The sequence below is a fragment of the Chitinophaga agrisoli genome (genome assembly GCF_008386695.1).
GTDB classification, from domain to species: Bacteria; Bacteroidota; Bacteroidia; order Chitinophagales; family Chitinophagaceae; genus Chitinophaga; species Chitinophaga agrisoli.
On the sequence record NZ_VUOC01000004.1, the window covers coordinates 330,210 to 342,761 of the forward strand.

The following is a 12,552-nucleotide window of genomic DNA, read 5'->3' on the forward strand; positions in this document are numbered from 1 at the left end:
TTATATTCCATGCTATGTTTAAATTAGCCCTCTGCATTATCATTTGCCTGTTTGGCGCTGCCATTGCTCACAGCCAGGACAACCGCATCCCGCAGCAGCTAGATAACCTGCTAACAAAACAGTTTCCGGCAACCCGGCCCGGTTGTGTGGTACTGGTGGCAAAACGGGGCCAGGTGATTTACCACAAAGCATTTGGCAGCGCAGACCTGGAGCTGAACGTGCCCCTCAATGCCAACATGGTCTTTAACCTGGGTTCCATCACCAAACAGTTTACAGCCGTGGCTATTCTCCAGCTGGTAGAGCAAGGCAAAATTTCACTGCAGGATAGTGTACAAAAGTTCATTCCTGATTATCCGTCAAAAGGCCATACCATCACAATTGAACATTTGCTCACGCATACATCAGGCATCCCTAACTACCTGGAATCCAATGACCCGCATTTATTTATGGAAAGATGGGACTTCAGCCCCAAACAGATGATCGACAGCTTTAAAAATTACCCGCTGGAGTTTGACCCCGGTACCAGATTTTCCTACAGTAACTCCGGGTACTACCTGTTAGGTTATATTATCGCAAGGGTTTCAGGCGAAGGTTATCAAAAATATATAGCAGATCACCTGCTTGCGCCGCTAAAGCTCACGCATACTTATTTTGACAGTGCGGGCATCATTATTCCCCATCGTGTACACGGTTACCGCCAGGAAAACGATGCCTTAAAAAATGCGGAATACTGGAGCCCGACCGTTGAATATGCCGCCGGCGGATTAATTGCCAATGTGGATGATCTGTTTAAATGGCATAAAGGGCTGTATACTTACCAGGTATTGAGAAAAACAAGCCTTCAAAAAGCCTTTACCTCCTATCAGCTCAGGGATGGGACCTTAACCGGTTATGGTTATGGCTGGTTCGCTAAGACCTCGAACGGTATAAAATCCATCGAACATGCGGGCGGCCTGCCTGGCTTTCTGTCTAATGAGATCTATTTCCCCGATGAAGATGTGTTCGTGGCCATTTTATGCAATAACGACACAGCGCCCATGGATGAGTTATCCATTAACATTTCCGGCATCGCGCTTAATAAGCCGCTGCAGCGGGATCTGAAACTGGATAAAAAAACGCTTGAAAAATATACTGGTGTTTACAAACTATCCGTTGACACCGGAAAAACGATCACCATCCTCCCGGAAAATGGCCATCTCGTGGCCAGGGTTTCCGCAGACCAGGTGATCCCGCTCCTTTTCCAATCTCCCACCAAATTCCAGTTTAAAAACCTGTTAGACGCCAACTGTGAATTCGTGACAGAAAAAGGTCAGGTGGTAAAGATCAATGTTACCCAGAACGGCCATTATGAATGGCTAAAAGCCCAATAAGTTAAAACGTTATCCACGCGATCTGCGCTTTCTTCTCAGCCGCCGTCCGCGTGATCAGTATCGTGGCATACTTATTTTCCCCCGCCTTACGGTCAGAGGCGCCCAGCATACAATAATACGCCTTATCCGTTTCCGGCTTGCCAAACAGGAACATACGCTCCGTTTGCGCCCCGCTGTGGTAATAACAGATAATATTCGCCTCTGTCAGGTAACGCAGGGGCTTGCGGTCTTCAAACTGACCGCCACGGTCCAGGAACTGCAGGTAATCGTTAAACAGGGTATAATCGCCGTGAGCAGTATGTATATAGTCAAAAGACAGGTACGGCGTGGTATTCAGTGCCGGCACACGGTTGCGGAACACCCAGGCGCCGCGGTTCTTCCGTTGCAGGTACAGGGGCTGAAATCCGCCATTGGCTACCTGCTGTTTAGGTACCACATAGCCGCTGTCTTCCTGTCCGGCGGGGCTAATACTGCAAATACCAACATCGCCCAGGGTAGTATGCAGCATATTATACACATTCTTGCCCTGTGAAAACTCCTGCATCTGCTCCAGCTGCAGGGTGGTAATGCCATTGGGCTGCACGGTCATCAGCTGGGGCTGTCCGCTGTAAGGGCCCGGCGCTATCTTATCCAACTGCAGCGGGCGCTGTTGCAGTAAGGCGCAGGTGGCGGCGTCCAGGTAGTTCATAAAATAACGGCGCTCGTCCGGTTTGGCTTTAGCCTCCGGCGCGGCCAGCAGCAGCAGTTGCAGCTTTTGCGTAACGGGCGACCATTGCAGGTCTGCATAGGCGTTGCCAAAATTGGCCGTATAGCCCATGGGCTGGTGGGTGAACTCCGTTTGGCCGGCTTTAAGGGCCGATACCCATACCTCGGACTGTGGCCGGTCTTCCATCTTTTTAGTATTAAAAGCCACCGTGCACAGGTATACGCTGTTTTTGCCCTGTACCGCCATATCCAGGTAAGAGAAATAAGGATAGGTGGTGCTATCCGGCAGGGTGTAAAAAGCCTGGTTCAGCAACTGATGGTCCGGTGCAAAATGCAGCACCTTTATCCGCTCCCGCGGCGTTTCTTTACGTGATAGCTCCCCGCCGGCAAAGAATGCCACGGCATAATGCCCGCTGTAAGGGTCTTTGGCCACATAAAAATCGTGGGAGGCCAGGTTGTTAAGGGCAATAGCGTCCCGGTGCAGCACCGTAGGCAGCTCCCCTATCTTATCTTCCTGTACCCAATGCCCGGTATTGCCGTCAATGACAATCCGGAACAGGTTGGGTTTGTATTTAATAAGCTGCTGCAGGAAAATGACCACTTGCCCGTTTATCTCATACACCCCATCTATCTCCGTATCATTCATATCCCGGGTATCCCAGCCTTTGCCGCTGATCTTATCAGACGCCAGCAGCTCCCGGTTGGCATTGTACAGCGCCGTTTGTATGCCGTCGCTTTTGTCAAAATGCAGGTAACAGGTATTGCCATTGGCCAGCAGCACCAGTTTGTCCCAGCCGTCGGCAGAGGGCTCCGGGAAAGAGGCGCTAAGCGCCACCTGGGGCGTCTGGGCCATAGCTATGGGGAATCCCGCAATGATGCACAAGATAAACAGGGATACAGATCGGATAGTCATTCTCATTACTTTAATAAATTATCAATATCAAACATATTAATAATTATTCATTTATTAAAATAGCTGGTATCATGATCCTGTAAAATTTCATACAGAAACTTGTAAAATATTGTTAACTTCAGTAGCGATATGCAACTGGGCTAATATGCTGATGTGCTGCTGCAACCTGAGCGAAGATTAACTATTTTATTTATCAACCAACAGCATTTCCGGTATATCAGCATATTAATTAACTAATCTGTGCAGGGGGTACTCAACATATGCATCTATACCAGGATCATTTTGCGCCTATACAAGAACACTAAAAAAAGGACTATCAACCAACATTCCGGGCTTATTTCAACAGATGTTTACTAGAGCTTAACTCCGAACCTGTGATGTGACATTATCGTCAACCGCTATACGAATACGAACCAAAATCAAAATCGTCTATGATTTTAACGGACAACTATTGTCATATCCACAGATTGATAAAATGGTTCCGGCTCATGATCCTGGCGTTGTGCTTAGCGCCGCTGCTCCCCGCCCATGCGTACTCCCTCCCCATGGCTGCTTTCCAGGATACGGTCCCTTTGATCAAAGCGAGTGGTAAAGTGTCGGATGCAAAAGAAGGCGTAGCGCTGCCCGGCGCCACTGTTGAGAACCTGGTTACCCACAGGGGCGTACTCACCAACGCATCCGGCGAATTCATTATCAATGCCCGTATGGGCGACAGCCTCCGGTTTTCCTATGTAGGCAAGGCCTCTCAGATCAGGGTCTTTAATGGTCAGCGGTTTAACATTTCGTTAGGCGCATTGGAAGGCGCCCTGTCCGAAGTGATCATTACCGGTTTCCAGAACGTGGAGAAGCGCAAATTTGCCGGCGCCGCCACCACCCTGAAGGCAGAGGATATTAAGATAGACGGTATCGTGGATGTAAGCCGCATGCTGGAAGGGCGCGCGGCCGGCGTATCCATCCAGAACGTATCCGGTACCTTTGGCGCAGCGCCAAAAGTACGCGTGCGCGGCGCTACCTCCATTAACGGTGATAATAAACCGCTATGGGTGGTGGATGGCGTGGTACTGGAAGATATCGTTAACATCTCCAACGAGCAGCTGTCCAGCGGCGACCCTACTACCCTGCTGGGTTCCGCCGTAGCCGGTTTAAACGCCAATGATATCGAAAGCTTCGATATCCTCAAAGACGCCGCCGCTGCTGCGCTGTACGGGGCCAGGGCCATGAACGGCGTGATCGTGATCACCACCAAAAAAGGCCGGGCCGGCAAACCGGTGGTTACCTATACCGGCAACTTCAGCACCCAGCTTAAACCTGCTTACAGCAACTATAATATCATGAACTCCGGCGAGCAGATGTCCGTACTGGCGGAACTGGAGCGCAAAGGCTCCCTGAGCCCGGAGATCCTGAACCGCGCGGATAACGGCGTATATGGTAAAATGTATGAGCTCATGGATGCGGACAGCCGCGGCAACTTTCCCCTGGCCAATACGCCGGAAGCTAAGGCAGAATTCCTGAAACGGTATGCCCGTGCCAATACGGACTGGTTTGGGCTGCTCTTTAACCAGAACTTTATGCAGGAGCATTCCCTCAGCATCTCCTTTGGTACAGACCGTTCCCAGTCCTATTTCTCTACCAGCTACTATGGCGATAACGGGTGGACGATCGCAGACCGCGTGCACCGGTATACCCTCAACTTCCGCAACACCTATAAGTTTAACGACCGCCTTACGGTAGGCTTTTCTACCCTGGCCTCCGTACGGCAACAGAAAGCGCCCGGCGCCCTGGCCCGTAACAGCAACCCGGTGTCCGGACAGTACGACCGCGACTTTGATATCAATCCCTTTAGTTATGCGCTCAATAGCAGCCGCACCCTAACGGCGTATGATGAACAGGGCAACCTCGAATACTTCCGCCGCAATTTTGCCCCCTTTAATATCATCAACGAGCTGGCTAATAATTATATGGACATTAACGTGGTGGACCTGCGCCTGCAGGGAGAGCTCAACTACCAGCTGTTCAAAGGGCTGCGGTATGAGTTCGTAGGCGCGCTGCGGTATGTAAAATCCACCCGGGAGCACCAGGTAAAAGAGCACGCCAATATGGCGGAGGCCTACCGCGCCGCCGGCAACTCCACCATCCGGCAGAACAACCGTTTCCTGTACCGCGATCCGGATGATCCGGAGTCAGAACCGCAGGTGGTATTGCCTTACGGCGGATTCTATAACCGTACGGAAGACCTGCTGGTAAGTTATGATTTCCGCAACAGTCTTAACTATCAACATACGTTTAACGACGATCACGCCATTACGGTCTTGGGCGGTATGCAGGTAAAATCCGCAGACCGGCAGAACTTCAATAATACCGGTTATGGCTACCAATACGATAACGGGGGTACGCCATTGTACGACTATCGTATCCTCAAACAAACCATAGAGACCAACTTCCCTTATTTTGGTATGAGCAAGGATTATGACCGCTTTGTAGCCTTTTACGGCACCGCTACCTACTCCTACCGCTCTAAATATAATATTACCGGCACCGGCCGTTATGATGGCTCTAACCGCCTGGGTAACTCCACCCGCGCGCGCTGGCTGCCTACCTGGAGCGTAGGCGGCGCCTGGAATGCAGACCGCGAGCCTTTCCTGCAATCCGTTAAATGGCTAAATTACCTGACCCTGCGCGGCAGCTACGGCCTTACCGCCAGCATGGGCCCCGCTACCAACTCCACCATCGTATTACGCAATATTAACACCAGCCGCCCCTACCTTACAGAAGTGGAATCTGTAATACAGCTGGCCAACCTGGAGAATACAGACCTTACCTGGGAAAAGCTGTATACCGCTAACGTAGGCGTAGACGCGGCCCTGTTCGATAACCGGCTTAACTTTAGCGTAGACGTATACAAACGCAACAGCTTTGACCTCATCAGCATTATCAAAACCTCCGCCATTGGCGGGGAATCACTCAAGGCCGCCAACTACGCGGACCTGGATTCCTACGGTACGGATGTGCTCATCGGCGGCCGTATCATCCGCAAAAAGAACTGGGGCTGGAGCACCAACTTCACCTTTGGGTATAACCGCAATAAGATCACCAATGCCCGCAATGAGCCCAACATCTTTTCATTGGTAGTGGCAGAAGGCGGCAACAAGGAAGGGTATCCCGTTCGCGGGCTGTTCTCCCTGCGCTACCAGGGCCTGGACCACCAGACCGGCGTACCGCTGTTCATGGATGAAAATGGCAAGACCGGCCGCGCTGTATACCTGCAGGACCAGAACACGGATTACCTGGTATACGAAGGCCAGGTAGACCCTGTGTATACCGGCGGGTTCTCCAACACCTTCAACTACAAAGCCTTTTCCCTCAACATATTCGTTACTTACCAGGCAGGCAACAAGATCCGCCTGTATCCCGCCTTCCGTACCGGCTACTCTGACCTGGACGCCATGCCAAAGGAATTTGCAGACAGATGGGTGTTACCCGGCGATGAGAAACTGACCACCGTGCCCTCTATACTGGGCGCTTTTGAGCAATCCCGCCTGGATGGGTCCTATCCTTACAACAACTACAACTACTCCAATGAACGGGTAGCCAAAGGCGATTTTGTACGGCTGAAAACAGTATCGCTTACCTACGTATTACCCGCCGCGCTGCTGCAGCGCCTGCGGTTCAATAATATCTCTGTAACCGGCGCTGCCATCAACCCCTGGCTCATTTATTCCGATAGCAAGCTAAAAGGCCAGGACCCCGAGTTCTTTAACTCCGGCGGCGTAGCGCAGCCCATACAGAAACAATTCACGCTTTCATTAAAAGTTAGTCTCTGATGATGCAAAAGCTAATTGTATATACCGCTCTCCTCCTCCTGTTCACAACAGCCGGCTGTAAGAAATTCCTGGAGCAGCCGCCGGATAACCGGGCGGAACTGAAAACGCCGGAACAGGTAGGCCAGCTGCTGGGAACCGCCTACCCGCAGGCCAACTATATGTCGTTCTTTGAATCCGCTTCCGATAATGTAGGCGATAAAGGCGCCGGCACCCTGGAGAATACCAATATAGACCCTTACTTTTTCCGCAATGTGGATGATAATGGCCAGGACTCCCCGGAGTATTACTGGGACGCCTGTTATGCCGCCATTGCCGCCGCCAACCAGGCATTGCAGACTTGCAACACCGCTCCCAATCCCAGCGCCTACCGCTCCCAGAAAGGAGAGGCATTGCTTGCAAGGGCCTATGCCCATTTTATGCTGGTAACGGTCTTCTCCAAAGTGTATGATGAAAGCAGCGCCGGATCAGACATGGGCATCCCATACGTAACAGAGCCGGAGAACGTGGTGCTGAAGAAATATGAAAGAAAAACGGTCGCCTATGTATATGACATGATCGAAAAAGACATTGTGGCCGGCCTGCCCCTGCTGGATGATAAGCGCTATACCATTCCCCGTTATCATTTTACCCGCGCTGCCGCCCATGCCTTTGCCGCCCGCTTTTACCTGTTTAAGAAGGATTACGCCAAGGTGGTGGAACATGCCAACCAGGTCTTCAGCGGCAATATAGCCGCAGTATTACGGCCCTGGAATACCCAGTACACCAGCATTACCTACCTGGAGCTGTATGCCCGCTATGCCCGCGCTACGGAGCCTGCCAACCTGCTGCTGATAGAAACGCCCTCCTGGTGGGGCCGTAACTACTACACCGTAAGGTATGCGCTCACCGCCCAGAAACGCGACCAGATCTTTGAGGAGAATGTAACCGGCGGCAACTGGTCCTTTAACTTCCAGACCTTTACCGTAGGCGCGGAGAATTACCTGTTGCCCAAGATCAATGAATATTTTGTGCGCACCGCCATCAATGCGGATATAGGCGTGGCCTATATAGCCCTGCCCGCCCTTACCACAGAGGAAGCGCTGTTTAACCGTATTGAGGCCAACGCCTACCTGGGTAATACCACCGCTGCCCTGGCAGACCTGAACACATATGCCAGCACCCGTATTGACCAGTATAATGCTGCCGCGCATATCATCAACGCCCAGAAGATCAGGAACTATTACGGGCTTAATAGCTTGCAGGATGGTATACTGGCCACGCTCTTCAGCTTTAAACGGGCGGAGTTTGTGCACGAAGGCATGCGCTGGCTGGACCTGATCCGCTATAATTCGCCCATCACACATTTCACCGTTGACGGACAGATCATCAGCATCACGCCGGATGACCCGCGAAAAGTGTTCCAGCTGCCGGAATCCGCACGCATAGCAGGCCTGCAGCTAAATCCGCGATAACCCTGTTCCATTAAAAGACAAAAACGAAAACATGAAAACAAGGATCAATATCTTCTTATACATACTGGCGCTGGGGCTCATGACCGCCTGCAGTAAGGATGATGATCCCGGCAACGTGGATAACATTCCCGGCCTGGGTGGCGATACCTGGACGCCCGGCCCTATCGATATCTGGATCCGGGACAGCCTCACCACGCCGTATAATATCTCCGCCAAATACAAATGGGACCAGGGCGAGCTGGATTTTAACCGCACCCTTACGCCCCCAAAAGAAGAAAAGATCATCCCCGTGATGAGCGCCGTAAAAAAAGTATGGATCAATAACTACGTGGCAGAAGCCGGCGAACTGTTCATGAAACAGAACTGCCCTAAATTCTTTGTGCTGATAGGCAGCGGCAGTTATAACAGCGATGGCACCGTTACCATTGGCACCGCAGAAGGTGGGCGCCGTATTGTGCTGTACGTGATGAACGATTTCCGCGTTAAGGGCATGCCCGGTTATGTGCCTTTTGACTCCCTGAATGTAAAGGAGATGTTCCATACCATCCAGCACGAGTTTGGGCATATCCTGCAACAGAAAGTGCTGTACAACCCGGACTTTAAACGCATCACCGTTGGCCGTTATACCTCTAACTGGAACAATGTATCCAATACCGAGGCCAACCAGGATGGTTTTGTGACCGCCTATGCCATGTCGGCCCCGGACGAGGATTTTGTGGAGATGATCGCTTTTATGTTAACAGAAGGCAAACGCGGCTTTGATGCGCTGGTGGATAATATCAGCGGCACCAGCCCTAACGGCACTACGGCAGCGCAGGCAAAAGACAAACTGCGCCAGAAAGAAACGATGATAGTGAACTATTACAAGGATACCTGGAACATCAATTTTTACAACCTGCAGGCGCGCACCAGGGCCACCATTGAAACAATGATCCGCTAAATAACATTGCAGATGAAACTTACGTCCATATATACACCTTTACTGCTTTTTATGCTGGTCATAGGCGCCTGCCGTAAGGACGATGATCCGGTCTTTGATAAGACTGCGGATGAACGGATCAACGAAGCGCTCAGCAAATACCAGGCTGCTTTAATAGGCGCGCCGGATGGCTGGGAAGCGCGTATTGTAACCGGTACCGGCGGCATCTTTAACTTCCATTTCCAGTTTAAGCCCAACAACCGGGTAAGCATGTACGCAGATATTGACACGGCCACCGCCGGCAATGCCCGTGAAAGCAGTTACCGCCTCAAGGCCCTGCAGCAGCCCTCCCTTATCTTTGATACCTACTCTTACCTGCACCAGCTGGCAGACCCGGACGGCAACGTAAATGGCGGTGACGATGGCAGCGGCCTCGTATCAGACTTCGAATTTTCCATAGACACCGTTACCACGGACAGCATTAAACTCACCGGCCGCTTTAACAATACAAAAGTAACGCTGCTCCGCGCCGCACCACAGGACGCCGCCGCCTGGCAGAACGGCGACTGGCGCAATACCCTCTCTTTCCAGTACATCGCTAACATACAGGAGTACTTTAAGCGGTTAACATTTAGCGGCGCTGCCTATGACCTGCGCTTTAATGTGCTGCAACGCACCATCACCTTTGTATGGGCAGACGCCGGCGGCACGCTTCGGCAGTTCACGTCCGCCTATTTCTATACCCGCGAGGGGCTGATACTGGAAACGCCTTTTAACGACGGTACCCGTACCATTACACGGCTTACCGGCGCCGGCTGGAACAACAACACCCTCCGCGTAACCATAAACGGCAACACGCCAGGTACCATCGCGGGCGCCATCAGCCCCATTAAGAATGACCTGGGCGCGCCCCGCCGCTGGTGGGAAACAATGGCCAGCCAGCAGGGTTACTGGATAACCGGCAACGGTTTCCATGTAAATGGCGTAGACGATGCCTTTCGCATGCGCTCCATACCCAATTTCTATTTCGCCATCTACTGGCCGGAGTATAACACACAGGATGGCGTCACCTACGATGTAATGGGTTACGTAGTGGTAGCTAACAATTCCCTGGCCCTGCAATTTGGCTCCGCCTGGGAACCGCCCACTTTTACTGCCAATGGCCGCGTGATCTTCCGGCTGTTGGGCACCCTGGGTACCGTACCAGCATCCGCTGTCTCCATTTATAACAACATCAATACACAAATGGAGGAGCCCAGCGGCTATTACCTGGTACAGACCAGCACGGGCAGTTATGATATGGTGAGCGCAAAAGACGCCCGGGCCTGGATAACATGGGAACAATAATTATTCAAGGACAATAATCATTATTCATTCTCTCCACCTCAAATCGAAAATGTATGAAACTACTCCTAAAGCGGTCTACCTACCTCCTGCTGTTACTGGCTGTCAGCGTATTGTATGTTGCATGCTCCAAAGACGGTCCCGCCGGCCCAGCAGGACCTGAAGGCCCGGCCGGCGCTAACGGCGCTGCTGGCCCGGCCGGTCCCGCAGGTCCCAAGGGCGATTCCGGCACTGCTAACGTCATCTATTCAGAATGGCTGGATGTGGCGTTTATCCCGGACTCTGTAGAGAGCACCACTACCCCTGGCACATGGGATACCGTTGGCTACCATGCTTTCATCGACGCTCCCAAGCTCACTGCAGACATCGTAAACCAGGGCGAAATAAAAGTGTACATAAACCTGGGTACCGCAGCCAACCCGGATGTAGCGCCCCTGCCCATGTATGATGGTCTCTTTTTTAATTTAAACCTGCTGGTCGAATTTGTAGTCGGCAATATAATATTGTATGCCAACCAGGATGCAGGCACCGGCCTCACGCAACAGGGCGACAAGGTATTGCAATACCGGTATATCCTGATACCTGGCGGCACAGCGGCACGTATGGCCAAAACGGTTGACTGGAAAAATTATAACGCGGTAAAAGCGTACCTGAAGCTAAAGGATTAGCCCTTGCATTTGACACGCTAAAGCCTGGCGCCGGAAGTGATGATACGGGTAACTTACCCGCAGCGCCGCTTCCTGCCCCGGGCTTTTTTGCAAACGGTACCGCCATAATTGCGCAAATGCCTTAAATTAGCGCCTATGAACTGCCTGATCGTAGATGATAACAAGCTGGCCCGTACCGCCATGAAACAGCTTACCAGCCATGTGGAACAACTGCAGGTAGTGGCGGAATGCAGCAGCGCTATGGAAGCCTATAACCTGCTGCAGAAAGAAAAAGTGGACCTGCTGCTGCTGGACATAGAAATGCCCGGTATGAGCGGTATTGAGCTCACCCGCAACCTGGGCCGCAAAAGACCCATGATCATCTTCACCACCGTAAAAAAGGACTACGCCGTAGAAGCCTTTGAGCTCAATGTGGCAGACTATCTCATAAAACCCGTTAGCCCCGCCCGTTTTATACAGGCCATCGAAAAAGCCCGCGAAATACTGGACAGTAACAGCCGGGAACTCCAGGTCGCAGATAATGAATTTGTATTTATCCGGGATAACGGCGTACTGAAACGTATCAAAATGGAAGACATCCTCTTCCTCGAAGCCATGGGCGATTATGTAAAGCTGCACACCGTACATAAATTCCATGCCATACACACTACCTTAAAAGCAGTAGAAGAAAAACTGCCCGCCAACCGCTTTATGCGCGTACACCGTTCCTACATAGTAGCATTGGATAAGATCGAAGCCATAGAAGACGGTACCATCAACATACAGAACAACGCCATCCCCGTGGCAGACGCCTACCGCGGCGCGCTGAACAACCGCCTGAACCTGCTGTAATACCTTAACCGACAGTTTTTCCCATTCCACCGACAGCTCCTGCCCGTTGAACCATTTATGATAAAATGGCCCTGCTCCCCCCTGTATCTTTGGGTCGTTATTCATTTATATCACAGCAAAAAATTACAGCAATGAAAAAGTTAGGAATGTTGATGGCCGTAGCTATGCTGTTTGCAGGTACCGCCACATTTGCCAATAACACGGCCAAAACCGTAAAACACAACACACAACAAACCGCGCCCGCACAAAAAACACAGAAAGCGCATAAGGTTCATAAGGCCCACGCTAAACACCATACTGCTAAATCAAAAGCTGCCGGCACTGCCGCACCTAAAGCTAAATAGGCCCGTTCGTTATGGTAAGCAATATAGTATAGGTTTAAGTATTCGTTAAACGGAAACCATCTGGTCCGATAGCATATCGGGCCAGATTTTGCTTATCAGGACTGCTATTTCTCCGGAATACAAACCAATACCTCTTAAAATCGTAATTTAGAGTTATTGCATTAGCACATCAGCATATTAGCACAT

The 12,552-nt window shown here is 51.4% G+C and carries 9 protein-coding genes; 8 read left to right on the forward strand and 1 reads right to left on the reverse strand.

Annotated elements, in window-relative coordinates:
- Window positions 1–14: 14 nt before the first annotated feature.
- Window positions 15–1,370, forward strand: a complete 1,356-nt coding sequence (locus F0L74_RS20655) for a serine hydrolase domain-containing protein (protein WP_149839817.1) — start codon at window positions 15–17, stop codon at window positions 1,368–1,370.
- 1 nt (window position 1,371) lies between these two features.
- Here the strand turns inward: F0L74_RS20655 and F0L74_RS20660 are convergent, their stop codons facing one another.
- On the reverse strand, window positions 1,372–2,988 hold the full coding sequence (locus F0L74_RS20660) for a hypothetical protein (RefSeq protein ID WP_149839818.1): 1,617 nt from the start codon (window positions 2,986–2,988) through the stop codon (window positions 1,372–1,374).
- Window positions 2,989–3,419: 431 nt separating this feature from the next.
- Here F0L74_RS20660 and F0L74_RS20665 point away from each other — a divergent pair, with 431 nt between their 5' ends.
- The 7 genes from F0L74_RS20665 to F0L74_RS20695 all read left to right on the forward strand — a co-directional run bounded on the left by F0L74_RS20665 (window position 3,420) and on the right by F0L74_RS20695 (window position 12,366).
- A complete protein-coding gene (locus F0L74_RS20665) occupies window positions 3,420–6,809 on the forward strand; it encodes a SusC/RagA family TonB-linked outer membrane protein (protein WP_213087040.1) in 3,390 nt (1,129 codons plus the stop codon).
- Window positions 6,809–8,260, forward strand: a complete 1,452-nt coding sequence (locus F0L74_RS20670; RefSeq protein ID WP_306462927.1) for a RagB/SusD family nutrient uptake outer membrane protein — start codon at window positions 6,809–6,811, stop codon at window positions 8,258–8,260. The genes F0L74_RS20665 and F0L74_RS20670 overlap by 1 nt, the downstream gene beginning before the upstream one ends.
- Window positions 8,261–8,291: 31 nt before the next feature.
- A complete protein-coding gene (locus F0L74_RS20675; RefSeq protein WP_149839819.1) occupies window positions 8,292–9,200 on the forward strand; it encodes a zinc-binding metallopeptidase in 909 nt (302 codons plus the stop codon).
- 12 nt (window positions 9,201–9,212) lie between these two features.
- Window positions 9,213–10,526, forward strand: coding sequence for a DUF4302 domain-containing protein (locus F0L74_RS20680; RefSeq protein WP_149839820.1), 1,314 nt, complete (start codon window positions 9,213–9,215; stop codon window positions 10,524–10,526).
- A 53-nt stretch (window positions 10,527–10,579) separates the two neighbouring features.
- A complete protein-coding gene (locus F0L74_RS33665; protein ID WP_213087041.1) occupies window positions 10,580–11,191 on the forward strand; it encodes a hypothetical protein in 612 nt (203 codons plus the stop codon).
- Window positions 11,192–11,326: 135 nt separating this feature from the next.
- A complete protein-coding gene (locus F0L74_RS20690) occupies window positions 11,327–12,022 on the forward strand; it encodes a LytR/AlgR family response regulator transcription factor (protein WP_149839821.1) in 696 nt (231 codons plus the stop codon).
- A 131-nt stretch (window positions 12,023–12,153) separates the two neighbouring features.
- Entirely contained in the window at window positions 12,154–12,366 is a 213-nt protein-coding gene (locus F0L74_RS20695; protein ID WP_149839822.1) for a hypothetical protein, read from the forward strand.
- Window positions 12,367–12,552 lie beyond the last annotated feature (186 nt).